This window comes from Pseudomonas piscis (assembly GCF_009380155.1).
GTDB lineage: Bacteria > Pseudomonadota > Gammaproteobacteria > Pseudomonadales > Pseudomonadaceae > Aquipseudomonas > Aquipseudomonas piscis.
This window is the reverse complement of record NZ_WHUV01000003.1, coordinates 419,901-444,351: the sequence shown is the minus strand read 5'-3', so window position 1 is coordinate 444,351 and position 24,451 is coordinate 419,901. Positions and strand designations below refer to the sequence as shown.

21 protein-coding genes are annotated in these 24,451 nt (G+C 62.7%); 13 read left to right on the top strand and 8 right to left on the bottom strand.

The genetic code is table 11. The features are described 5' to 3' along the window. The first annotated feature begins 89 nt into the window (after positions 1–89). Positions 90–854 (top strand): methyl-accepting chemotaxis protein, encoded by a 765-nt coding sequence (locus GDH07_RS32895; RefSeq protein WP_371263433.1) that lies wholly within the window; start codon positions 90–92, stop codon positions 852–854. A 59-nt stretch (positions 855–913) separates the two neighbouring features. On the opposite strand, the gene GDH07_RS32330 is transcribed toward GDH07_RS32895, so the two are convergent. Both GDH07_RS32330 and purU read right to left on the bottom strand, forming a co-directional pair. Beyond that, positions 914–1,084: a hypothetical protein gene (locus tag GDH07_RS32330; RefSeq protein WP_164485039.1), complete on the bottom strand. Its 171-nt coding sequence runs from the start codon at positions 1,082–1,084 to the stop codon at positions 914–916. Positions 1,085–1,150: 66 nt separating this feature from the next. Next, complete coding sequence (purU, locus tag GDH07_RS18945; protein WP_022640532.1) at positions 1,151–1,999, bottom strand: formyltetrahydrofolate deformylase; 849 nt, start codon at positions 1,997–1,999, stop codon at positions 1,151–1,153. A gap of 348 nt (positions 2,000–2,347) precedes the next feature. Here purU and mvaT point away from each other — a divergent pair, with 348 nt between their 5' ends. Beyond that, a complete protein-coding gene (gene mvaT, locus GDH07_RS18940; RefSeq protein ID WP_022640534.1) occupies positions 2,348–2,722 on the top strand; it encodes a histone-like nucleoid-structuring protein MvaT in 375 nt (124 codons plus the stop codon). A gap of 102 nt (positions 2,723–2,824) precedes the next feature. On the opposite strand, the gene sbcB is transcribed toward mvaT, so the two are convergent. After that, positions 2,825–4,252 carry an exodeoxyribonuclease I gene (sbcB, locus tag GDH07_RS18935; RefSeq protein ID WP_343038286.1) on the bottom strand — a complete coding sequence of 476 codons (1,428 nt, stop codon included), beginning with the start codon at positions 4,250–4,252 and terminating at the stop codon, positions 2,825–2,827. A gap of 184 nt (positions 4,253–4,436) precedes the next feature. On the opposite strand from sbcB, the gene GDH07_RS18930 reads away from it, so the two are divergent. The 7 genes from GDH07_RS18930 (at position 4,437) to GDH07_RS18900 (ending at position 13,611) form a co-directional block, all read left to right on the top strand. After that, a complete protein-coding gene (locus GDH07_RS18930) occupies positions 4,437–5,162 on the top strand; it encodes an RDD family protein (protein WP_031320398.1) in 726 nt (241 codons plus the stop codon). Beyond that, on the top strand, positions 5,159–6,139 hold the full coding sequence (locus tag GDH07_RS18925) for a stage II sporulation protein M (RefSeq protein WP_085595210.1): 981 nt from the start codon (positions 5,159–5,161) through the stop codon (positions 6,137–6,139). The genes GDH07_RS18930 and GDH07_RS18925 overlap by 4 nt, the downstream gene beginning before the upstream one ends. Continuing rightward, positions 6,126–7,685 (top strand): DUF4129 domain-containing protein, encoded by a 1,560-nt coding sequence (locus GDH07_RS18920; RefSeq protein ID WP_152898512.1) that lies wholly within the window; start codon positions 6,126–6,128, stop codon positions 7,683–7,685. Before GDH07_RS18925 ends, GDH07_RS18920 begins: the two co-directional genes overlap by 14 nt. After that, positions 7,682–8,845: a DUF4350 domain-containing protein gene (locus GDH07_RS18915; protein ID WP_152898511.1), complete on the top strand. Its 1,164-nt coding sequence runs from the start codon at positions 7,682–7,684 to the stop codon at positions 8,843–8,845. Before GDH07_RS18920 ends, GDH07_RS18915 begins: the two co-directional genes overlap by 4 nt. A gap of 938 nt (positions 8,846–9,783) precedes the next feature. Continuing rightward, the gene (locus GDH07_RS18910) at positions 9,784–10,896 is read left to right on the top strand and encodes a terpene synthase family protein (RefSeq protein WP_152898510.1); all 1,113 of its coding nucleotides are present in this window, start codon (positions 9,784–9,786) and stop codon (positions 10,894–10,896) included. A 350-nt stretch (positions 10,897–11,246) separates the two neighbouring features. Then, complete coding sequence (locus GDH07_RS18905) at positions 11,247–12,266, top strand: AAA family ATPase (protein WP_152898509.1); 1,020 nt, start codon at positions 11,247–11,249, stop codon at positions 12,264–12,266. Between the two features lie 13 nt (positions 12,267–12,279). Next, entirely contained in the window at positions 12,280–13,611 is a 1,332-nt protein-coding gene (locus tag GDH07_RS18900; protein WP_152898508.1) for a DUF58 domain-containing protein, read from the top strand. A gap of 15 nt (positions 13,612–13,626) precedes the next feature. Here the strand turns inward: GDH07_RS18900 and GDH07_RS18895 are convergent, their stop codons facing one another. Together GDH07_RS18895 and GDH07_RS18890 are read right to left on the bottom strand one after the other, a co-directional pair. Then, complete coding sequence (locus GDH07_RS18895) at positions 13,627–13,986, bottom strand: PilZ domain-containing protein (protein ID WP_022640544.1); 360 nt, start codon at positions 13,984–13,986, stop codon at positions 13,627–13,629. 241 nt (positions 13,987–14,227) lie between these two features. Beyond that, positions 14,228–14,602, bottom strand: coding sequence for a hypothetical protein (locus GDH07_RS18890; protein ID WP_022640545.1), 375 nt, complete (start codon positions 14,600–14,602; stop codon positions 14,228–14,230). Positions 14,603–14,760: 158 nt separating this feature from the next. Here GDH07_RS18890 and pyk point away from each other — a divergent pair, with 158 nt between their 5' ends. Continuing rightward, a complete protein-coding gene (gene pyk / locus GDH07_RS18885; RefSeq protein WP_152898507.1) occupies positions 14,761–16,212 on the top strand; it encodes a pyruvate kinase in 1,452 nt (483 codons plus the stop codon). Between the two features lie 97 nt (positions 16,213–16,309). Here the strand turns inward: pyk and GDH07_RS18880 are convergent, their stop codons facing one another. Genes GDH07_RS18880 through GDH07_RS18870 form a run of 3 tightly spaced genes read right to left on the bottom strand, consistent with a single transcriptional unit; the run spans position 16,310 to position 19,125 of the window. Then, the gene (locus GDH07_RS18880) at positions 16,310–17,059 is read right to left on the bottom strand and encodes an enoyl-CoA hydratase-related protein (protein WP_022640547.1); all 750 of its coding nucleotides are present in this window, start codon (positions 17,057–17,059) and stop codon (positions 16,310–16,312) included. 28 nt (positions 17,060–17,087) lie between these two features. Continuing rightward, positions 17,088–18,026, bottom strand: a complete 939-nt coding sequence (locus GDH07_RS18875; RefSeq protein ID WP_152898506.1) for an iron-sulfur-binding ferredoxin reductase — start codon at positions 18,024–18,026, stop codon at positions 17,088–17,090. Next, on the bottom strand, positions 18,019–19,125 hold the full coding sequence (locus tag GDH07_RS18870) for a GGDEF domain-containing protein (protein ID WP_152898505.1): 1,107 nt from the start codon (positions 19,123–19,125) through the stop codon (positions 18,019–18,021). The genes GDH07_RS18875 and GDH07_RS18870 overlap by 8 nt, the downstream gene beginning before the upstream one ends. A gap of 416 nt (positions 19,126–19,541) precedes the next feature. On the opposite strand from GDH07_RS18870, the gene GDH07_RS18860 reads away from it, so the two are divergent. From GDH07_RS18860 to GDH07_RS18850, 3 genes are all read left to right on the top strand, one after another. Continuing rightward, a complete protein-coding gene (locus tag GDH07_RS18860; RefSeq protein WP_022640551.1) occupies positions 19,542–21,065 on the top strand; it encodes a fumarate hydratase in 1,524 nt (507 codons plus the stop codon). A gap of 150 nt (positions 21,066–21,215) precedes the next feature. Beyond that, positions 21,216–22,982 carry an ATP-binding protein gene (locus GDH07_RS18855; protein ID WP_022640552.1) on the top strand — a complete coding sequence of 589 codons (1,767 nt, stop codon included), beginning with the start codon at positions 21,216–21,218 and terminating at the stop codon, positions 22,980–22,982. Continuing rightward, positions 22,976–24,310 carry a sigma-54-dependent transcriptional regulator gene (locus GDH07_RS18850; RefSeq protein ID WP_152898504.1) on the top strand — a complete coding sequence of 445 codons (1,335 nt, stop codon included), beginning with the start codon at positions 22,976–22,978 and terminating at the stop codon, positions 24,308–24,310. Before GDH07_RS18855 ends, GDH07_RS18850 begins: the two co-directional genes overlap by 7 nt. Positions 24,311–24,451 lie beyond the last annotated feature (141 nt).

Here is a 24,451-nt window from a genome sequence, read left to right as displayed (position 1 = left end):
GCATCCACGGCTCGATCCGCGAGGTGTCCTCGGCCACCGAACACGTCAACGAGGTCGCACTGCGTGTGGTCAGCGCCTCCAACTCGTCGATGCTCAACTCCGACGAACAGGCCAGTCGCACCAATAGCGTCGCCGCCGCCATCAATCAGCTGGGCGCCGCGGCCCAGGAAATCGCCCGCAACGCCGCCCAAGCTTCGCAACAAGCCAGTGACGCTCGCAACCTGGCCGAGGATGGCCAGCAAGTGGTGGATCGCAGCATCCAGGCGATGAACCAGCTGTCGGACATGATCAGTGCCTCCAGCAACAACATCGAGACCCTCAACAGCAAGACCGTGAACATCGGCCAGATCCTCGAGGTGATCACCAGCATTTCCCAGCAGACCAATCTGCTGGCGCTCAACGCCGCGATCGAGGCCGCCCGTGCCGGCGAGGCCGGACGTGGCTTCGCCGTGGTCGCCGACGAAGTACGCAACCTGGCGCACCGCACCCAGGAGTCGGCGCAACAGGTGCAGACCATGATCGAGGAGCTGCAAGTCGGCGCCCGTGAGTCCGTCAGCACCATGAGCAACAGCCAGCGCCACAGCCAGGACAGCGTGGAGATCGCCAACCAGGCCGGAGAACGCCTGAACAGCGTGACCCAGCGTATCGGCGAGATCGACGGCATGAACCAGTCGGTGGCCACCGCCACTGAAGAGCAGACCTCGGTGGTGGAGTCCATCAACATGGACATCACCGAGATCAATACCCTGAACCAGGAAGGCGTGGAAAACCTGCAGGCGACCCTGCGCGCCTGCTCCGACCTGGAGCAGCAGGCAGCACGCCTGAAGCACCTGGTGGGCAGTTTCAGGATCTGAAGATCGGGGCGAACGCCCCTTGGACAGGCCGGCGGCGCATCAGGCGCCGGCCATCAGCCTCAACGCGATGGCGCAGAAGGCTCTTGCTGCAACTGCTCCCAGAGTTCGGCCGCCCCCGGGAAATCGGTGCCATCCTCGGCATCAAGTTCATCGGGGTCGTAGCGGCTCAGGCAACCCTCGCCCAGTACGGCGGGAGCCTGGGAAGTGGCTTTATCCAGAGGATCGGTCATGGGGCTGACCTCGTCGATTGCAAACCAGGACCGGGATATTCAGCGCCCGCTCCTGGTTTTTTTCAATCAGAACACCACGGTCTTGTTGCCGTGCACCAGCACGCGGTCTTCCAGGTGGTAGCGCAGGCCGCGGGCCAGCACCATCTTCTCCACATCACGCCCGAACCGCACCATATCCTCGATGCTGTCGCTATGGCTGACCCGCACCACGTCCTGCTCGATGATCGGACCGGCGTCCAGCTCTTCGGTCACGTAGTGGCAGGTGGCGCCGATCAGCTTCACGCCACGCAGGGATGCCTGGTGGTAAGGCTTGGCGCCGACGAAGGACGGCAGGAAGCTGTGGTGGATGTTGATGACCTGCTGGGCGTACTCCTGGCACAGCTGCGGCGGCAGGATCTGCATGTAGCGCGCCAGCACCACCACGTCGGCACCATGCTCCTTGACCAGGCGCGAGACCTCGGCGAAGGCCGGCTGCTTGTCCTTCGGATCCACCGGAACGTGGAAGAACGGGATACCGTGCCATTCGACCATGCTGCGCAGGTCGTCGTGGTTGGAAATCACGCAAGGGATATCGCAGTCCAGCTCATTGCTGTGCCAGCGGTGCAACAGGTCGGCCAGGCAATGGGACTCGCGGCTGGCCATCAGCACCACGCGCTTTTTCTCGGCGGTATCGGTGATCCGCCAGTCCATCGAGAACTCTTCGGCGATCGGCGCGAACGCCTGGCGAAATGCCTCGAGGCCAAAAGGCAGGGAGTCGGCACGAATCTCGTGGCGCATGAAGAACCAACCGCTCTGGTTGTCCGAGTGGTGGCTCGCTTCGGTGATCCAACCGTTATGGGAGGCCAGAAAGTTACTGACTTTGGCAACGATGCCAACGCGGTCAGGGCAAGAAATCACCAACCGAAAGGTGCGCATGGGGGGGAAACTCCAGAACTTCGCAAAGGTCGCCATTCTAGCCATTGCGCAGCAAAACTGCAGTATTCATTGCACCAGCAGTGCCGATCGAGGCCGGTAACAAGGCCTTAGATCAGGCTTAACCAGCGGTGCTCCCAGTACAGATGGCAACACTTGCAAATAGCGCACAACTAATTTGTGAATATCACAAGAAAACCTGCCCTTCTATTAAATAGCGAAATGACTGTTACGCCTAAAGACACTAAGAAGACCAAATAAAGCATCGGTATTATGTTTACTTGTACAAACTCCGTGACTATTATTGCAAAATTGTCATCCAGCCACCCAGCGCCCAACAAGGTAGCCCCCATGTCCCTGATCAACGAATACCGTGCAACAGAAGAAGCTATCAAAGAACTGCAAGCACGTTTGAAGAACCTGTCCCAAGACGACAAGCTGAAAGCCGAGCTGGAGTTCGAAGGCAAACTGCGCAGCCTGATGGGCGAGTACTCCAAGTCCCTGCGCGACATCATCGCGCTGCTGGATCCGGAATCCAAAGTTAAAGCGCCGCGGGCCGCTGTGAAAACCACCGGCACCAAGCGTGCGCGTAAAGTTAAACAGTACAAAAACCCGCATAACGGTGAAGTCATCGAAACCAAAGGCGGCAACCACAAGACCCTCAAAGAGTGGAAAGCCAAGTGGGGTGGCGATGTGGTTGAAGGCTGGGCAACCCTGCTGGGCTAAGGCTCGCAGACCGACCCACGGTCTTTTCGCTACAACTAAAAAACGCCAGGTCACTGGCGTTTTTTATGCCTGGCGTTCACGTCGAACGCCGCCGTCAACTTTTTAAAGGCCCAGTCGCAGGGCCAGATCGCGAACATGTTGCTGCCACTGCTCCAGCACCTGGCGTTGTCTCGGATCAGCACTTAGCAGGGATTGCTCCAGAGCCTGCCGAAAACTTTCCAGGGTATTGGGCGCCCCCAGTTGCGGATCAAGCAAACGCTGCTGGCAGAATCCGCGCCAGCGCTCTTGCTCATCCTTGCTCAATGTTTCCGAAAAGTTACGGGCACGGTAGCGGAACAGAAGTTCCGGCAACCGCTCATCATCGAACGGCCATTCTTGCAGAGCCAAATGCTGCGGATCGGCCTGGCGTACTTGCTCACACAAGCGGCGATCGCGATCACCAATAAAGCCATCGTACAACTGCTGCTCCGGATCCTCGCTGGCAGCGAATTCATCAGGTCCGTAAATCAGCGAAAGTTTATCCTGCCAAACTTCCCGAGCCTCGCTCAGACGCAAAGCGCGGCGCTGGTATTGTTCCATATCCAAGTGCAGGCGCTGTTGATCTTCGACACGCAACACATTCAACGGCGCCACCACCGGGCAGCGATTGATATGGATGAGTTTCAACGGCACCGGCAATTCGCCTTCGGCCAGGTCTTCACGCCGGGTATACAGGCGCTGGCGCAACGTCTGGGCATCCAGATCCAGGAGCCCTTGGGGATCCAGGTGCAGGTCGCAGACGATCAAGGCATTGCGATTGCGCGGATGCCAGGCCAGGGGCAACACCACGCCGACATAATGCCGCGCGGCAGAGAAACGCCCGGAGATGTGCACCATCGGCTGCAACAGGCGGATCTGGTCCATCACCCGCTGCTTGCTGCGTAACTGGAACAACCATTCATAGAGCTTGGGCTGCTTGTCGCGGATCAGTCGCGCCAGGGCAATGGTCGCTCGCACATCGGACAAGGCCTCGTGGGCCTGGCCATGGTCGATGCCATTCTCTGCCGTCAGGCGCTCCAGTTTCAGCGTCACCTGGCCCTGCTCTTCAGGCCAGGCGATACCCTGGGGGCGCAACGCATAGGCCGCCCGCACCACATCGATCAGGTCCCAGCGACTGTTGCCGCCTTGCCACTCCCGGGCATAGGGGTCGAAGAAATTCCGATACAAGCCGTAGCGAGTCATCTCGTCGTCGAAACGCAAGGTGTTGTAGCCCGCGCCGCAGGTTCCCGGGCGGGCCAACTGCTGATGCACCCGGGTCATGAAATCGGCCTCGCTCAACCCGCGCTCGGCCAGGCGCTGCGGAGTGATGCCGGTGATCATGCAAGCTGCCGGGTGCGGCAGGATATCGTCGGCGGGCTGGCAATAGAGGTTGACCGGCTCGTCAATTTCATTGAGCGCCAGGTCGGTGCGAATACCTGCCACTTGCAACGGACGGTCGTTGCGCGGGTTGATGCCAGTGGTTTCGTAGTCGTACCAAAAGAGGGAAGTCACGGCCTGTTCCTGAACTGAAAGACCGACGCAGTCTAGGCGCTTGCATAGCGCCAGGGCCAGCCGCATCGACCCGCAGCCCTGCCCCGAAGTGCTTTAATTCGCAGTTAATGATGTCGTTTGCCCCTCAGACACTGCTAGCATCGGCGCTGGATTTTTCTCCACCAGGCCATCCAGCAAGTTGCCCATGTCCGAAACACCAGCACCGCCAAGGAACGCATCGCTGCCCCCGCCATTGGATACGCGTTACCAGGTCGAGACCCCGGAGGGTATCGATCTGCCACTGCGACCGGCGGGACTGCTGGTTCGTGCCCTGGCCTATGGCCTGGACCTGGGCATCCGCGCCCTGGTCATGGGCGTGCTGTTCGTCGCCCTGGGCTTTTTCGGCGAGATCGGCATCGGCCTGGGTTCGATCCTGCTGTTCCTGATCAGCTGGTGGTACATGGTGCTGTTCGAGGTGCTGAACCAGGGCCGCTCCCCCGGCAAGCAGATGATGGGGCTGCGGGTGGTACAGGACGATGGCACGCCGATCGGCTGGAGCGCCTCCCTGACCCGCAACCTGCTGCGCTTTGCCGACATGCTGCCGTTCGCTTACTTCCTCGGCGCCATCAGTTGCCTGCAGCACCCGGCCTTCAAGCGCCTGGGCGACCTGGCCGCCGGTACCCTGGTGATCTATCGCGAGCAGACAGTCGAACGGCCGCAACTTCCCCCGGCCACGCCCCGCAGCGCGCCCTTCGCCCTGAGCCTGGATGAACAACGGGCGATCCTCGGTTTCGCCGAGCGCCAAGCCCAGCTGTCCGCTGAACGGACCCAGGAGCTGGCGGCCATCCTGGCCCAGCCACTGCACGTACCCACCGCCCAGGCCACTGCCGAACTCAACGGCATTGCCCGCGGTTTCCTGGGAGCGACATGAAGCAAAGTCTTTTCGAGAGCCGCCACCAGGCCCAATGGCAGCACTTCGCACAACTGCTCGAGCAACTTGAACAAGGCCGGGCCAAGGCCGAGCAATGCCAGACCTTCGTCCAGGACTACCGGCGCCTGTGCCAGCACCTGGCCCTGGCCCAGGAGCGCGGCTACAGCAGCTACCTGATCGATCCGCTGCAACAGCTGGCGCTGCGCGGCCACCAGCAGCTATACCGCCGGCGCACCGCCATCAGCGCCAACGTACTGGGCTTCCTGTTGGCCGGCTTCCCGCGCCTGGTGCGCCAGGAGTGGCGCCTGGTAACGATCGCCAGCCTGCTGTTCTTCGTCAGCCTGCTGGGCATAGGTCTGCTGGTGTACCTGTATCCCGAACTGGTCTACAGCCTGATCAGCCAACAACAAGTGGGCGAAATGCGCGGCATGTACGACCCGGCCGCCGGTCACCTGGGTCGCGCCGTCGAACGCGCCTCCAGCGAAGACTGGGTGATGTTCGGCTACTACATCATGCACAACATCGGCATCGCCTTTCAGACGTTCGCCAGCGGCCTGCTGTTCGGCCTGGGCAGCGTGTTCTTCCTGGTCTTCAATGGCCTGATCATCGGGGCCATCGCCGGCCACCTGACCCAGATCGGTTTCGGCCAGACCTTCTGGCCTTTCGTCATCGGCCATGGCGCCTTCGAGCTCACGGCCATCGCCCTGTCCGGTGCCGCAGGCCTGAAGCTGGGTTGGGCGCTGATCGCCCCTGGTCGCCTGTCTCGTGGCGAAGCCCTGCTGCAGGCGGCGCGAATCAGCGTGCAATTGGTCTATGGGGTGATCGTCTTCCTGTTGATCGCAGCCTTCATCGAGGCCTATTGGTCCTCCATGACCTGGCCCGCGCCCTGGGTCAAGTACAGCGTCGGCGCAGCGCTGTGGGCCCTGGTCCTGTCCTACCTGGGCCTTGCCGGAAGAGTCCCCCATGCGCCTGAGTGATGCCAGCGTGGTGATCCGCCCGCGCAACGCCTGGGAAGCCATGGACCTGGGCATGCTCATGGGCCAGCGCCACCGGGGCTTGTTGATGACCAGCTGGGCCATCGTCAGCTTGCCGGTGTTCGCCCTGCTGAGCCTGTTGCTTTGGGATTGGCCATCCCTGGCATTGCTGTTGTTCTGGTGGCTGAAGCCGGCCTTCGAGCGCCTGCCGCTGTTCATCCTGTCCAAGGCGCTGTTCGGCGATACCCCGAGCCTGGGCCAGGCTTTGCGGCAATGGCCACGCCTGCTCAAGCCGCAACTGCTGGCCAGCCTAACCTGGCGCCGCTTGAGCATGAGCCGCAGCTTCCTGATGCCGGTAATGCAACTCGAGGGGCTGAGCGGCGATGCCCGCCAGCAACGCCTGGGGGTACTGCTGCAGCGCAATGCCGGGGCCGCTCGCTGGCTGACAGTGATCGGGGTGCACCTGGAAGGCGCGCTGTGGATCGGCCTGATGGCGTTGTTTTACCTATTATTGCCGCAGCAAGTGGAACTGGACTGGAACTGGCAGACCCTGATCGTCGCCGCCCAGCAGGACTGGCTATGGTTGGAACACCTGACCAATGCCTTCTACGCCCTGGTGCTGGTGGTCTGGGAGCCGCTCTACGTAGCCTGCGGCTTCAGCCTGTACCTCAACCGCCGCACTGAGCTGGAAGCCTGGGACATCGAACTGGTGTTCCGCCGCCTGCGCCAGCGCCTGGCCGGTGCCAGCGCCTTGCTGCTGGTACTGGGCGCGTTGTGGCTGGTACCCAGCCAGTCGCTCTGGGCCGCCACCGCCAGCAATGCCAAGCAGGTCGTGGCTGGTCCCGAGAGTCCGCGCCTGCTGCAACAGCCGCTTACCAGCAAGGCGGCGCAGGACAGCATCAAGGGCATCCTGGAAAAGCCACCGTTCAAGAATCAAGAATCGGTGACCCGCTATCGCTTCGGCGAAGAGCAACCACAGAAAAAAGACGCCAAGGGCAAGCCGCCGGGTTGGCTCAAGGATCTGCTGGAAGGCCTGGGCAAGAGCAACTTCAACGCCCTGGGCAAAGGCCTGGAGATATTGCTCTGGGGGCTGCTGCTGGGAGCGCTGGCATGGTTGCTGTGGCGATATCGCGACTGGTTGCGCACTTTCGTCGGCTGGCGCCCGCAGCCACGCAAGACCCGTCCACCGGCCATGCCTCAGCAACTGTTCGGCCTGGAGGTCGGCAGCCAGACCTTGCCGGATGATGTCGCGGCCCATGTCGCCGCGCTCTGGCCAAGCCAACCGCGCGAAGCCCTGGGCCTGCTCTATCGGGCCCTGCTCAGCCGCCTGCTGGAAGACTTCCACCTGCCCCTGGACATCGGCGACACCGAAGGCCAGGTGCTGGAACGGATCAAGGCCCTGCGGCACCCGCAGCTGGAGAGCTTCAGCATCGAACTGACCCGGCATTGGCAGAACATGGCCTACGGGCACCAGGTTCCCGGCACCGAGGCGCAGCCACGCCTGTGCGATGGCTGGCGCCAGCTCTTCGGCCCAGGAGTCGCATCATGAGTCGTACCGTATTGGGCATCCTTGCCCTGCTGGTGATCCTGGTGCTCGGCACTTCCGGCTATTACCTCTATCGCCATGCCACGCCCTACCAGGAGCTGGTGGATCACGGTCCGTCGCCGGAAGCCCTGGCCAACCCCTACCTGGCGGCGCAGATGTTCCTGCGCGAACGTGGCCTCAAGGTGGAACACGCCAATGGCCTGGAGGTGCTGGCGACTCTCAAGCCTGCCGGCAATAGCCTGCTGATGCTCGGGGATCGCTCGAACATGAGCCCACACCAGGCCGACCAGGTACTGGACTGGGCCCGTGCCGGCGGACACCTGGTGTTCGTCGCCGAAGCGCTGTGGGACGAGGAGACCGAACAAAGCGGCGACCTGCTGCTGGACCGGGTCCAGGTGCAGCAGATGATGAGCGAGGACCTCGAGGAACCACCGGAGCCGGAGGCGGACGACGCTTATCCGAAGCTGACCAAGGTCCATGTCGAAGGCGAGCGGGCCCCGGCCTACATCAGCTTCGATACCGCCTACCACCTCGAAGACCCGCAAGGCCTCGCGCAGTCCTGGGCCAGCAGCGGCGTGGCCACCCACATGCTGCAGCTCGAGCACGGCAAGGGCAGCATCACCGTGCTGACCGATGCCGATATCTGGAAGAGCCCGGCCATCGGTCGCTACGACAACGCCTGGCTGTTGTGGTACCTGAACGCCGATACCGCGGTGACGTTGCTGTTCGACACCAACCATCCGAATCTCTGGCAACTGTTGTGGAAGAACTTCCCCCAGGCGCTGGTGGCCCTCGGCCTGCTCATCGTCCTGTGGCTGTGGCACGCCGGATTCCGCCAGGGCCCATTGCTGGCACCGGCGCCCAAGGCCCGGCGCCAGCTACTCGAGCACCTGCGCGCCAGTGCCGGTTTCATTCTTCGCCATGGCGGCCAGGGCCCCTTGGTGCAGGCCCTGCAACTGGACATCCGGCGCCGGGCCCGGCGCCGACACCCGGGCTTCGAACAACTCGAGCCCCAAGCCCAGTGCGAAGTGCTCGCGCTGCTCAGCCAGCAACCCGTGGAGGCAGCCAGGCAAGCACTGCAACCGTGGTCCGGGCAACGGCTGTCCAGTACCGACTTCAGCCACCTGGTCGCCCAACTGCAAACCCTCAGGAATGCCTTGTGATCTTTTGTCCCACACGACAACCAAAGCATTGCGATAGCGATACCCCGGGACAGCCTCAGCCTACGAGAGCCCATCACAGCTGATGAGGGCACAGGCACTAAAACCCACTAGACCAGGCTTGAACATCGCAAGCTCCCGATATAGCCAAACGTGCTAATCAGCATCATGGGATGTGCTAGAAACTATTGAGAGCCTGCGGGTCCAACCTGGGTACTTTTACTGTTGTGTTTCCAAACCTGACACACACCAGCTTCCCCCTCTTCTTTTCAATCTCCTTGGCCATGACGCAACATCGGACTGAAAAACACAACCAACTATAAAACCATCTACTGACGCTTACCGAACATACTCAAGCGAAAAACATCATGGATAGAGACTGCTATTGGGAACGATTCCCACAAGACAAATCAACACCCTGGCAATGGCAAAACAGCAGCTTGGCTTGTTCCAGCTACCGAGCAAGATTCGTTAGCGCCTCCAGCGACAAGGAACTTGCAACTCCAATCCCAGCTATCAGCCATGTTGCGCATGGCGCAGAAGAATACTACCGGCCATCATTGTGTATCTCTGCAAGCAGTTTCGCGAAAGCGCCATATGAAGTCGCCAGTTCTGCAGCTTTCCAAACTCTCCCGAGCCACCTTATAAAACCCTCTGTTCAAGGACAGCCATACTGTTCCAATACCTGGTGAAAAGTTATCGCCCTGCTACGAAGCATGGGGATTTCAGGGCCAATAAAACCCCAACTCATCTAGATAGCCATAGACACCCAGGGGACAAATTGGCCATTGATGACCCACTGGGCAACCGCGCCGACAAACACCAGGCAAGAGGTCACTGGCAATGAGATCAAGCTTGATCCGAAACCCAACAATAGAAACGCCAGCACTTCGTTCTTAATTGGATCACCAATAATCATGATTGAAAGGTGGCGGTTCTCAATGAACAGCATGACTGATGACGATACCCGGCTCTATCTTCCTTTCGACTTCAAGCCTCACCACTCTCAAAACACCGAGCTGCTTGGGAGCACCCTATGGCTGAAGAAAATGCAGCTCATCGAAGACGGCAGTTTCGCCGAAGCCGTCGTACACACGGCCTCGCAGTACATACGCCTCATACACCCCTGCATCGACAACAAGTTCATCAATGTCGTATTCGACCTGGCATCCTGGATATTGGTCATAGACGACATAATTGAAAATAGCGCTTCCGCCAACACGACCGATAGTACTATCGAGTTGCTCAGCACCATTAAATTCATCTGCGAGTTCGATCACGAGCAGAACCCAAGCCTGGATGACCAGCATCCCGCAATAAAATCCTTTATCGACATACGACAAAGGTTCATGAAGCAACTACCCCGCAAAAACCACATGCATCTGATGAACGCCTTAAGCAATCAAATGTCAGGTTTCATCTGGGAAATATGCAGCAACCAGACAAAATCCAGCATATCCCTCAATACATATTGCGCAATTAGATCTTCAAGTTTTGGCGCACAAATCTGCTATTCACTCTTTCTTGCACTCAACAGCATTCCCATCAATAGAATGATCGAAGCGAAAAATGAATTCGTAAAAATGAAAAACTGCATTTTCCTTGCAGTCGGCATCGACAATGACCTTTATTCCTACGAAAAAGAACACACCGACGACAGCAGGGCCTTCAATATCATCGACGTCATTCAGCAAGCACTGAATATCGACTTATACAGCTCGATCAGAAAAACCATCAATCTAAGAAACATGCTAATAAATCGATACACCATCTTGAACAGCTCGCTATCAAGCGAGACAGAGATAAGATGCCGCGCAGTCCATCTTGAAGAATTGCTAGCCAGAAACATCCACTTCGGAAAGACCAGCGAGCGATATAGAAAACCCCCTGAGGGTGCAACAGAAGGCGACAACTACTTCTTTTCCGCGTCCTACCGTTTCAACACAACCAATGCCTTTGAAAAAAAAGAAATAAAAGAAATTCTCGAATTAGCCCCTCTCATATCAAGCTTGTGGCATGACCCGGCGACAAACCCTGCTAGCCAGCTGGATTAGCCCAGCCAACGTGGATGGTGGCGTCCATCTGTTGCAGCCGCAGCGTTACAACCTGGGCCTTACTCCCAGAATTCAGCCAACGGCGGCGCCCTCTCCTGCCGACAGCAAGAGAGTCGTAGCGCCGCCTGCCAATGTCTGAATGTCGTCTCGATCAAGAGCGGTGATTCGAGCAGCCCCAACGATCAAGGCCAGGATGGCAGGCTTTGATGCAATCAAACTGACTGCATGGATAGAATGCGCATGGCTGGTCAGTCTCCCAGCCGGCCTGCAGGACACAAGCGCGAGAAATTTTGGTTATGCGCCTGTGTTATGGGCGCTAAAAACTAACCGTCAGTAAGGTTGCGTAATCCATGAGTGAACAATCCGCAGAACCACTTGCCTGCGCCGAGCCGTCCCCAGCCACAGCGCCCCAGCAGCGGCAACGGGCCAGCCAGCTGGCCCAGGCGGTGCGCCAGGAACTGCAGAAGGCCGTGATCGGCCAGCAAGCGGTGATCGACGACGTGCTGACGGCGCTGATCGCCGGGGGCCACGTGCTGCTCGAGGGTGTTCCAGGCCTGGGCAAGACCCTGCTGGTACGTGCCCTGGCCCGCTGTTTCGACGGCGATTTCGCACGTATCCAGTTCACTCCCGACTTGATGCCCAGCGACGTCACCGGCCATGCGGTGTATGACCTTGCCAGCGAGCAATTCAAGCTGCGCAAGGGGCCGCTGTTCACCAACCTGCTGCTGGCCGACGAGATCAACCGCGCGCCGGCCAAGACCCAGGCCGCCCTCCTGGAAGCCATGCAGGAACGCCAGGTGACTCTCGAAGGCCGGGCGCTGCCCATTGCCCAGCCGTTCATGGTCCTGGCCACCCAGAACCCCATCGAGCAGGAAGGCACTTATCCGCTGCCCGAAGCCGAGCTGGATCGCTTCATGCTCAAGCTGCGCATGGACTACCCGGACGCCGTCCAGGAGCTGGAGATGGTCCGCCAGGTGGCGCGCTCGACCCGCGCCGACATGCTCGATGTGCAACCCCTGCGTACCGTGCTGCAGGCCGAGGATGTGCAGGACCTGCAACGCATCGCCAGCGAGCTGCCGCTGGACGACCAGGTGCTCGACTACGCCGTGCGCCTGGCCCGGGCGACTCGCAACTGGCCGGGCCTGACCCTCGGCGCCGGCCCGCGGGCGTCCATCGCCCTGGTACGCGGCGGTCGGGCCCGGGCGTTGCTGCGCGGTGGCGACTTCGTGATTCCCGACGACATCAAGGGCTGCGCCATGGCCGTATTGCGCCATCGGGTGCGTGTCGCCCCGGAACTGGACATCGAGGGCCTGTCGGTGGAACAGGTGCTCCAGCAGATGCTCGAGCAAATTCCGGCACCACGCCTGTGAGCGGCCAACGGTGATGAAACCGACCCGTTTGCTGCTGATCTGGCTCGGCGTCCTGGCCGCCCTGGGCTCCATTCTCGGAGCGACCCGGGCCCTGGGCGTGGAGATCGCCCCACGCCTGGACTCGGTCGCCTGGGGCCTGGTGCTGGCGTTGTCGTTGCTGGCCCTGCTCGACGCCTGGCGCACCTGGCGCCTGCCTGCACCGCAGGTACGCCGGCATCTGCCCGGCAGCCTGCCCCTGGGACGCTGGAGCGAAGTGCAACTGGAAATCCGCCACGCCCATGGACAGGCACTGGATGTGCAGCTGTTCGATCATCCGCCCCAGGGCCTGGCCTTCGAACACCTGCCGCAGTCGGCCAGCCTCGAGCCCGGCCATGCCAGCCGCGTGAGCTACAACGTGCGCCCGTTGCTGCGGGGCCGCTTCGATTTCGAACGGTGCGCTATCAGCCTGCCCAGCCCACTGGGCCTGTGGCAGGTCCGGCGCCTGGTGGCGGTCCAGGACAGCACCCGGGTCTACCCGGACTTCGCCCGCCTCTACGGCGGCCAGTTGCTGGCGGTGGACAACTGGCTCAGCCAACTCGGGGTACGCCAGCGGCAACGCCGGGGCCTGGGCCTGGAATTCAACCAGCTTCGGGAATTTCGCGAGGGCGACAGCCTGCGCCAGATCGATTGGAAGGCCACCGCTCGCCAACGCACGCCGATCGCCCGGGAATACCAGGATGAACGCGACCAGCAGATCATCTTCATGCTCGATGGCGGACGCCGCATGCGCAGCCAGGACGATGAGCTGGCGCACTTCGACCACGCCCTCAACGCCTGCCTGCTGCTGAGCTACGTGGCCCTGCGCCAGGGTGATGCAGTGGGCTTGTGCAGCTTCGCCGCCAATCCGTCACGCTACCTGGCACCGGTCAAGGGACCGGCCCAGCTCAGCGTGTTGCTCAACGGCGTCTACGACCTGCAGAGCAGCCAGCGCCCCGCCGACTACCAGGCCGCCGCCAGCGAACTGCTGGCCCGGCAGAAGCGCCGCGCGCTGGTGGTACTGGTCACCAACCTGCGGGACGAGGACGACCAGGAACTGCTCACGGCGGTCAAGCGCATCGGGCGCCAGCATCGGGTGCTGGTGGCCAGCCTGCGCGAAGAAGTCCTCGACCAGGTGCGTCAGACGCCGGTGCAGACCCTCTCCGAGGCGTTGACCTATAGCGCCACGGTCCACTACCTCAACAGCCGCGCCGAGCTCCACGAGCGCCTGGGCGCCCACGGCATCAGCCTGCTCGACGTCCGTCCGGGAGAGTTGGGCGCCGAGCTGGTAAGCCGTTATCTGAACTGGAAGAAAGCAGGCAGCCTGTAGCGGCTGCCCGGGGAGTCAGGCCGAGGCCTGCAACGGATAGAAGCTGAAGTAATGCCGCAGGGCCTGCTCCAGCTCGGCCAGTTCCGGCGAGGAACGCTGCAGGCTGAAGCCACTGTCGTAGTGATGGGGCGTGAGGTCCTCGTGACACCACAGGCAACGGGCGCTGAAATCCACCAATTGCAACTGGCCTTCGCCCGCTGGCACCTTGACCCGCAACTCGAACTCGCCACCGACCAACATCGGCAATTGGCTGATCAGCATCAGCCCATCGGCCGAGAGATTGCCGAGGAACCCGACGGGCTTGTCGGTGAACCGGTTGAAGACCTTCAAAAAAGACGGCAGCTGCTGCCGTTCGATCCGACGTTCCGTGAACATGCTGGGTATCGCTATGCAAAGGTCATTAAGCATGACCGCGCTAGTGCTTCGGAACGGCCCCGATACTGGCTCGCTCTCCCGGCCAGGTAGGCGAGCAACGTCGCCATAGGGCTCCATGCCCCTGCCCCGGAGAAGATCGGGGGCAGTCTTCGAACCGCACCTGCAGAACTACGCCTGCAGGGCCGCATGTACGAATGTTAGCTCAAGCACCCGGGGCGATGGCAATGCCCCCGAGAGGATCTCACAAGGCGGTGCGACGAACCTGGGCCGCACCATTGGCCGGGTAGTGTCCCAGTTGCTGCAAGGTGTCCAGGCGCGCCCGGGCGCGGTAGGCATATTCGCTGGTGGGGTACTGGGTGATGATGAACTGGTAGGTCTGGACGGCGTCGACGAACAGCTTCTGGCGCTCCAGGCACTGGCCACGCAGCATCGACACTTCAGGCTGGATATAGCGCCGCGCACGGCTGGCGCGATCGACCTGGCTCAGCTCGAGCATCACTCGCTCGCAACTGCCAGCGTCATAGGCGCGGTAGGCATTGTTCAGATGGTGGTCCATGGACCAGCGGGTACAGCCGACAACACTGACGGCCAGGGCAGCAATGAGTACGAATCGCATGGGGTATCTCCTGTCTTGTGCAGTGTATCGACTCATTGGCGAAAATCTTCAAGGTTGTCGCTGCAAACAAACAAAGCATTTAAGTAGTGCAAACGAACAATGACTACAACTGCGGAGCATAGTAGCCTCTCGTTGCGCTTGAATTCAGGAGTCCGTGCATGTCCGTTCGTCGTACCAAAATCGTCGCCACCCTTGGCCCGGCCAGTAACTCGCCGGAAGTTCTCGAACAACTGATTCTCGCTGGCGTGGATGTCGCCCGTCTGAACTTCTCCCACGGTACTCCCGCCGAGCACAAGGCCCGCGCCCAACTGGTCCGCGACCTGGCCGCCAAGCATGGGCGCTTCGTGGCGATCCTCGGCGACCTGCAAGGCCCGAAGATCCGCATCGCCAAGTTCACCAACAAGCGCATCGAATTGAAGATCGGTGACAAGTTCACCTTCTCCACCAGCCATTCGCTGACCGAAGGTACCCAGGAAATCGTCGGCATCGACTATCCGGACCTGGTCAAGGACTGCGGCGTCGGCGACGAACTGCTGCTGGACGACGGCCGCGTGGTGATGCGCGTGGAAACCGCCACCGCCACCGAACTGCATTGCGTGGTGACCGTCGGCGGCCCGCTGTCGGACCACAAGGGCATCAACCGTCGTGGTGGTGGCCTGACCGCCCCGGCCCTGACCGAAAAAGACAAGGCCGACATCAAGCTGGCAGCCGAGATGCAGGTCGACTACCTGGCCGTGTCCTTCCCCCGTGATGCCGCCGACATGGAATATGCGCGCCAACTGCGCGACGAATCCGGTGGTACCGCCTGGCTGGTGGCCAAGATCGAACGCGCCGAAGCCGTGGCCGACGACGAAACCCTCGATGGACTGATCAAGGCCAGTGATGCGGTGATGGTCGCCCGTGGCGACCTGGGCGTGGAAATCGGCGATGCCGAGCTGGTGGGCATCCAGAAGAAAATCATCCTGCACGCCCGCCGCCACAACAAGGCGGTGATCGTGGCGACCCAGATGATGGAGTCGATGATCCAGAACCCGATGCCGACCCGTGCCGAAGTATCCGACGTGGCCAACGCCGTGCTCGACTACACCGACGCGGTCATGCTCTCGGCGGAAAGCGCCGCCGGTTCCTACCCGCTCGAAGCGGTCCAGGCCATGGCGCGGGTCTGCGTCGGTGCGGAAAAGCACCCGACCAGCAAGACCTCCAGCCACCGCATGGGCAAGGTGTTCGAAAGCTGCGACCAGAGCATCGCCCTGGCCGCCATGTACACCGCCAACCACTTCCCCGGCGTGAAGGCGATCATCGCCCTGACCGAGAGTGGCTACACCCCGTTGATCATGTCGCGGATCCGCTCCTCGGTGCCGATCTACGCCTACTCCCCGCATCGCGAGACCCAGGCCCGGGCCGCCATGTTCCGTGGCGTCTACACCATTCCGTTCGACCCGGCATCGCTGCCCCCGGAGCAGGTCAGCCAGGCCGCCATCGACGAACTGCTCAAGCGTGGCGTCGTGGAAAAAGGCGACTGGGTGATCCTCACCAAGGGCGATAGCTACCACACCACTGGTGGCACCAACGGCATGAAGATCCTGCACGTTGGCGATCCGGTAGTCTGATTCAGGCTCCGCGCGAGACAAAAAAGCCCCGGCGTGAACACGCCGGGGCTTTTTCATGTGCGCAGGGTTTTTCCGCATAGCGCCAATACTGGCGCTCTCAGCTCTTGGCGAGGAACCCGGACAAGGCAGCGATCGCTTCCGGTGAACGCAGGCGCTGGGTGAACAACTTGCCCTCCTCCTCGATGACCCGGCGCAGCAGCTCACGATCCGGGGCCTTCATCAGTTGCTTGCTGACCTGCACAGCTCCCGGCGCCAGCTGGCTGAAACGCAAAGCCGCTTCCCGGGCCTTGGCCAGGGCCGCCGCGCCGCTTTCCAGGGCAGCGGTGGCGATACCCCAGGCGGCTGCCTGTTCACCGGAAAAACCCTCGCCCAGCAACAGCAACTCGGCGGCCCTGGCCTGGCCCAACAGGCGCGGCAGGATCAGGCTAGAGCCGAACTCCGGACACAATCCGAGGTTGACGAACGGCATGCGCAAGCGCGCGTCACGACTGACATAGACCAGGTCGCAATGCAGCAGCAAGGTGGTGCCGATGCCCACCGCCGGGCCGGCCACCGCCGCCACCACCGGCTTGCGGCACTCCAGCAGGCTGCGCATGAAGTGGAACACCGGGCTATCCAGGTCGGTAGGCGGTTGCTGGAGAAAGTCGGCGATGTCATTGCCGGCGGTGAAGCACTCGCTGCTTCCGCAGATCAGCAGCGCGTTGATTTCAGGGTCGGCATCGGCCTCGACCAGGACCTCGGCCAGGCGGCTGTACATGGCGCGGGTCAGGGCATTCTTCTTGTCGGGGCGGTTCAGGCGCAGGGTCAGCAGCCCGCCCTCGCGTTGCAACTCGATGGCATCGGTCATGGGGATCTCGCTCTGGGGGAATCAGCACTCAACCACGAGGCAGGAACACATCGGCCAGCAGTTGGTTGCGCGGCAACCCAGCCAGGTAGAGGCGCCTGGCGAAGGCTTCGACACTGTCAGGGTGACCGCAGAGTAAGGCCTGGGTTTGCCGCGAAACAAGCCGCAATTGCGCCAGGAACGACGCCAGCTGCGCCCCCTCCAGCAGGTCCACGGTCAGTTCGGGACGATTGGCCGCCAGTGCCGCCAGGGGTTTGGCCAGGTAGTGCTCGCTCGCATCATGGGCCACGTGAATGACCCGGATGGGGCCTTGGTGATCCTGGCGCAAGGCCTCGCGCAGCACCCCGAACAACGGTGCCAGGCCGGTCCCCGCGGCCAGCAGCCAGAGCGGCCGCTGCTGCCAGTCCGGATCGTAATGCAGGGCACCGCCGCGCAACTCCCCCAGGCGTAGCGGATCGCCCACTTGCAACTGGCGGGCCGCGTCGCTGAATTGCCCCGGATGGCGGCAATCGAGATGGAACTCCAGGAAGCGATCATCCTCGGGCAGGCTGGCCAGGGAATATGGCCGGGCGATCCGGCTGGCGGTCCACAGCACCAGGTGCTGGCCGGCCCGGTAGCGCAGCGGCCGACCGGGTTGCAGGCGCAGGCGCAGGACGGTGGTGGACAGCCAATCGATACCTATGACCGTGGCGGGCAAGCCATCACGCAAAGGATCGAAGGTCTCTACCTGCAGGTTTTCTACCACTTGGCATTGGCACGCCAGGCGCCAGCCCAGTTGCCGCTGCTCGTTGCTCAAGGCATCGGGCCGGCTGTCGGCGGGCAAGCCCTGGACGCAGTGCACCAGGCAGGCATGGCAGCTACCGGCCCGACAGCTATAGGGAACGGCCACCCCTGCCTGGTTCAATGCATCCAGCAGGTTGCTGCCAGGCGCCACCTGCCAGCGCTGGCCGCCCACGGTCAATTCAGGCATCGAGTGTTTCCCAGGCTGCACAGCAACGATTGCGCCCATCGCGCTTGGCCCGATACAGCGCCTGGTCGGCGCGCTGCAAGGCGTTATCCAGCTCGTCGCCGGCCTGCAGCAGGGTCATGCCTGCCGACAGGCTGAGGTCGGGGATGTCCAGGCCCACCAGTTGCACTTGCATGAAGGCCAGGCGCAGGCGCTCGCAGCAGGAGGTCAGGCGCTCGGCATCGCATTCGGGCAGCAGCACCACGAATTCTTCGCCGCCATAACGCGCCAGCACATCGCCGTCCCGCAGGCACGCGGTGGCCACCGCGGAAAACGCCTGCAACACCTGGTCGCCCGCGGCATGGCCATGGATATCGTTGATACGCTTGAAGTGATCCAGGTCGATCAGCGCCAAGCCGTGGACCTGCAGCCGGTCCATGGCCTGAAGCTCGCGGCCGGCGATACGCAGGAAGTGCCGGCGGTTGAACAAGCCGGTCAGCTCGTCGGTGGCCACCAGGTCCTCGAGCTGGCGCATCATGCCGCGCAAGGTGTCCTGGTGGGCCTGCAAGGCGAATCGGCGCTGGCGCATGCGTGAGCGCGAGGCCTGGACATAGGCGGCGTACAGGCACAACCACACCAGCATCACCAGCAGTACGCAGACCTGCAGCGCCGCCAGCTGCGGGTCGTCGAGGGCAAAGTGATAGCCGTCCCAGAGATTGACGCCGGCAAAGCAGAAGAAGATCAGCACCGTGCAACGCAGGTAGGCCCGGCGCGACAAATGGAACAGGCCGAACAGCAGCGGCAGGACATAGAACACCAGGAAGGCGCCCCGGGCCTGGTCGAGCAAGGCGACCAGCCAGGTCTGCCAGGCGATGCCCAGGACCACCTGGACCTCGGTCAGGCTGGGATCGGCCAGGCGCAGGTTGCGCCCACTGAGAAATACCCAGCACAACAATCCCTGGCTGGCCAGGACCAGGACCGTGCCCAGCAGTGCACTACCGGTGGATGCCCGGTAGTGCCCCGTGAGAACGGCCAGCCAGAACAGCAGCAGGATCAGTCCGTAGGTGCCCGCAGCGATGGTGAAGCGCTTGAATAACAAGCTCTGGATGGCTTTATGGGTCAATCGTTGACTCACCGTGAGATAAAGAGGCTCAAGAGTTTCCTACTCTGCAGGCCACTCGCCACTTTAGTGCTGCGCCCGGCAAATGACTATGCAAATTTCCGGCAGTCCTCCGAGCGGTCGTCATCTCTGCAAGGCAAGAACAGTGCCCGTGCGCCAGGCGACTTTCGTTTGCCTGCCTGGCGGGTGTGCCCGGCACCCAGGCGCGGTATACTGCCGCGCCTTTTTAGTGTCGCGCCAGTTGTCTGTCCGGCGTGCCTAAGGTTCTGCACGACAACTCGCCTCGCCTGTTTTCAACGCCGCAGGGTCAGCGCGCAGGCCGTTTTCGTACATGACCCGGAAGGTGCCTGCAACCGACCGATCCACCCAAGCTGCAGTCACCTTATTAAATGTTCCCGTCTTTTAGAGGAGCGCGACTCATGACCGTGATCAAGCAAGACGACCTGATTCAGAGCGTTGCCGACGCCCTGCAGTTCATTTCCTACTACCACCCCGTGGACTTCATCCAGGCGATGCACGAGGCCTACCAGCGCGAAGAATCGCCAGCGGCCCGCGACTCCATGGCACAGATCCTGATCAACTCGCGCATGTGCGCCACCGGCCACCGGCCGATCTGCCAGGACACCGGCATCGTCACCGTATTCGTGCGCGTAGGCATGGACGTGCGCTGGGACGGCGCCACCATGAGCCTGGACGACATGATCAACGAGGGCGTGCGTCGCGCCTACAACCTGCCGGAAAACGTCCTGCGCGCCTCGATCCTGGCGGACCCGGCAGGTGCCCGCAAGAACACCAAGGACAACACCCCGGCGGTGATCCACTACTCCATCGTTCCCGGCAACACCGTGGAAGTGGACGTGGCAGCCAAGGGCGGCGGCTCCGAGAACAAATCGAAGATGGCCATGCTCAACCCGTCCGACTCGATCGTCGACTGGGTCCTCAAGACCGTGCCGACCATGGGCGCCGGCTGGTGCCCGCCTGGCATGCTCGGCATCGGCATCGGCGGTACCGCCGAGAAGGCCGCGGTGATGGCCAAGGAAGTGTTGATGGAATCCATCGACATCCACGAACTCAAGGCCCGCGGCCCGCAGAACCGCATCGAGGAACTGCGCCTGGAGCTGTTCGAGAAGGTCAACCAGCTGGGCATCGGCGCCCAGGGCCTGGGCGGCCTGACCACCGTGCTCGACGTGAAGATCATGGACTACCCGACCCACGCCGCTTCGCTGCCGGTGTGCATGATCCCCAACTGCGCCGCCACCCGCCACGCGCACTTCGTGCTCGACGGCTCGGGCCCGGCCGCCCTGGAAGCGCCGCCCCTGGACGCCTACCCGGAAATCGTCTGGGAAGCCGGCCCATCGGCCCGTCGCGTCAACCTCGACACCCTGACTCCGGAAGAAGTGCAAAGCTGGAAGCCGGGCGAAACCGTCCTGCTCAACGGCAAGATGCTCACCGGCCGCGATGCCGCGCACAAGCGCATGGTCGAGATGCTCAACCGTGGCGAACAGCTGCCGGTGGACCTCAAGGGTCGCTTCATCTATTACGTCGGCCCGGTGGATCCGGTCGGTGACGAAGTGGTGGGCCCAGCCGGTCCGACCACCGCCACCCGCATGGACAAGTTCACCCGCCAGATCCTCGAGCAAACCGGCCTGCTGGGCATGATCGGCAAGTCCGAGCGCGGCCCGACCGCCATCGACGCGATCAAGGACAGCAAGGCCGTGTACCTGATGGCCGTCGGTGGCGCCGCCTACCTGGTGGCCCAGGCGATCAAGAAGTCCAAGGTGCTGGCCTTCGCCGAACTGGGCATGGAAGCGATCTACGAGTTCGAGGTCAAGGACATGCCCGTCACCGTCGCTGTGGACAGCAACGGCGAGTCGGTACACATCACCGGTCCTGCCATCTGGCAGAAAAAGATCAGTGACAGCCTGGCAGTAGAAGTGCAATAAGCCTTCCCGGCCTGGCCAGAGCGGCGGTGCTGTTGATCCAACGGCCCGCCGCTTTTTTGTGCCGCGCCCTTTGCCGACACTGTCCGCGATCAACGTTCCACCCGGCGCTCATGCTATCGTTCCCGCCCCCAATGCAGCCTGCCCCGACCCATGGCCCAGATCTCACGCTCCCTTCGCCTGACGTTCTACATCCTGGTGATTCTCGCTGGCACCGTCGTCAGCGCCGGCCTGGCCATGCGCCACGCCGAACGCCAGACCCTGGTGGAGGAAGCCGCACGCGCCAACGAGCAATTGGGACTGTATGCCAACTCCCTGCACACCCTGATCGAACGCTATCGGGCACTGCCGGCGGTGCTGGCCCTGGACCCGGAGTTACGCGCGGCGCTCCAGGGATCGGTGACGCCTGAAACCCAGGACGCGCTGAACCGCAAGCTGGAGAAGATCAACGGCGCCGCCCGCTCCTCGACCCTGGAACTGCTCAACCATGACGGCCTGGCCGTGGCCGCCAGCAACTGGCGCCTGCCCAGCAGCTACGTCGGCCACAACTACGGTTTCCGTCCCTACTTCAAGCAGACCCGCAGCCAGGGCAGCGGGCGCTTCTATGCCATCGGCGTGACCAGCGGCATCCCCGGGTATTTCCTCTCAAGCGCGGTCAAGGCCGACAACGACGAGTTCCTCGGGGCCATGGTGGTCAAGCTGGAGTTTCCCGAGCTGGAACATGAATGGAGCCAGGGCAGCGATACCCTGCTGGTGACCGATGCCCGCGGCATCGTGTTCATCGCCAACCAGCCGGGCTGGCGCTACCGCCACCTGCAGCCGCTGTCGGCCAACGATCTGGAAGAGATCCGCCTGACCCGCCAGTACGACAAGCAACTGCTGGTGCCCCTGCAACATACCCAGCTACAGCAGATCGACGACGGCAGCCAGTTGATCCGCGTCCAGGACGACCAGGGCGCGACCAATTACCTCTGGGAATCCCTGCCGCTGGCCGCCGAGGGCTGGACCCTGCACCTGCTGCGCAAGCCGCCCAGTGCCTTCGAGGAAAGCCGTAACGCCGGCCTCGCCGCCGGTGGCGCCTGGCTGGCCCTGGTGTTCCTGCTGCTCTTCCTCAACCAGCGCTGGCGCCTGGGCAAGATCCGCCAACGCAATCGCCAGGAGCTGGAGCAACTGGTGGAGGAGCGCACCCGCGACCTGCGCACCGCCCAGGAAGGCCTGGTGCAATCGGCCAAGCTCGCGGCCCTGGGGCAGATGTCCGCAGCCCTGGCCCATGAAATCAACCAGCCCCTGACCACCCAGCGCATGCAGTTGGCCACCTTGCGACTGCTGCTGGAGCACGGCCGGGTGGACGAAGCCTACAAGGCCCTGCGGCCGCTGGACGACATGCTGACCCGTATGGCCGCCCTGACCAGCCACCTCAAGACCTTCGCCCGCAAGAGCCCCAGCGGCCTGCGCGAGCGCCTGGACCTGGCCGCGGTGGTGGACCAGTCCCTGCAACTGCTCGAAGCACGGCTGCGCACGGAAAACATCCAGGTCATGCTGCAAGTGACTCGCCCCGCCTGGGTCCGCGGCGATGCCATCCGCCTGGAGCAGGTCTTGATCAACCTGCTGCGCAACGCCCTGGACGCCATGCTGGACAAACCCCACAAACACCTGCAGATCAGCCTCGAGGCCGAGGACCAGCTCTGGCAGTTGCGCGTGGCCGATACCGGCGGCGGGATCGCCGACGAGCATCTGCTGAGCGTGTTCGATCCGTTCTTCACCACCAAGCCGGTGGGCGACGGCCTCGGGCTCGGGCTGGCGGTGTCCTACGCCATCGTCCATGAACTGGGCGGCCGCCTGAGCGTCGCCAACCAAGACCAGGGCGCAGTGTTCACCTTGAGCCTGCCCATCGACCTGGAGGCACATATCCAATGCTGAACTCAGTGCTGGTGGTGGACGACGAAGCCAGCATCCGCAGCGCCGTGGAGCAGTGGCTGAGCCTGTCGGGCTTCGAGGTGCAGCTGTTCAGCCGGGCCGAGGAATGCCTGGCGCGACTGCCACGGGACTTTCCCGGGGTGATCCTCAGCGATGTGCGCATGCCCGGCATCAGCGGTCTGGAACTGCTGGCCCAGGTCCAGCGCCTGGACCCGGACCTGCCGGTGATCCTCCTGACCGGCCATGGCGACGTGCCCATGGCGGTGGAGGCCATGCGCGATGGCGCCTATGACTTCCTGGAAAAACCCTTCAGCCCCGAGATCCTCCTCAGCAGCCTGCGCCGGGCCCTGGACAAGCGCCGGCTGGTGCTGGAGAACCGCCGCCTGCACCAGCAGGCCGATAGCCGCGCCAGGCTCGACGCCACCTTGCTCGGCGTTTCCCAGGCCTTGCAGACCCTGCGCCGCCAGGTGCTGGAGCTGGCCCCGCTGCCGGTGAACGTGCTGGTGCGGGGCGAAACCGGTAGCGGCAAGGAGCTGATCGCCCGCTGCCTGCATGACTTCGGACCGCGGGCCGACAAGCCCTTCGTCGCCCTCAATTGCGCGGCGATTCCCGAGCAACTGTTCGAGGCCGAGTTGTTCGGCCACGAAAGCGGCGCCTTCACCGGTGCCCAGGGCAAGCGCATCGGCAAGCTGGAATATGCCAACGGCGGCACCCTGTTCCTCGACGAGATCGAAAGCATGCCCCTGGCCCAGCAGGTCAAGCTGTTGCGGGTGCTGCAGGAACAGAAGCTCGAACGCCTGGGCTCCAACCAGAGCATCAGCGTCGACCTGCGGGTCATCGCCGCCACCAAGCCCGACTTGCTGGAAGAGGCCCGGGCCGGGCGTTTTCGCGAAGACCTGGCCTACCGCCTGACTGTTGCCGAACTGCGCCTGCCGCCATTGCGCGAACGCCGCGAGGACATCCCCCTGCTCTACGAGCACTTCGCTCGCCAGGCCGGACAACGCCTGGGCCGCCAGGTGGTCGCGCTGGACGGTCCACAGCTGGGGCGCCTGTTCAGCCATGACTGGCCAGGCAACGTGCGCGAGCTGGCCAATGCCGCCGAGCGCCAAGTGCTGGGACTGCAAGAACAGCAGGCCGAAGCGCTCGCCGTCGGCCAATCCCTTGCCGCCCAGCAAGAGGCCTTCGAAGCCCAGTGCCTGCGCGCCGCCCTGGCCCGGCACAAGGGCGAGATCAAGGCGGTGCTCCACGAACTGCAACTGCCGCGCCGCACGCTGAACGAAAAGATGCAGCGCCATGGCCTGAGCCGGGAAATGTTCGTCAAAGGCAGTTGAAAATCCTGAGGGCCGCAAAGTATGCATCTGGCCTCTGGCGACGCCCCTTCCTAGGCAATTTCCCGCTCATAGCCCTCCCCGCGATAGGCGGATTTCCGCTTATCGATTCATCAAGACCCTTCTAGACCGGGCTTCTCGCTC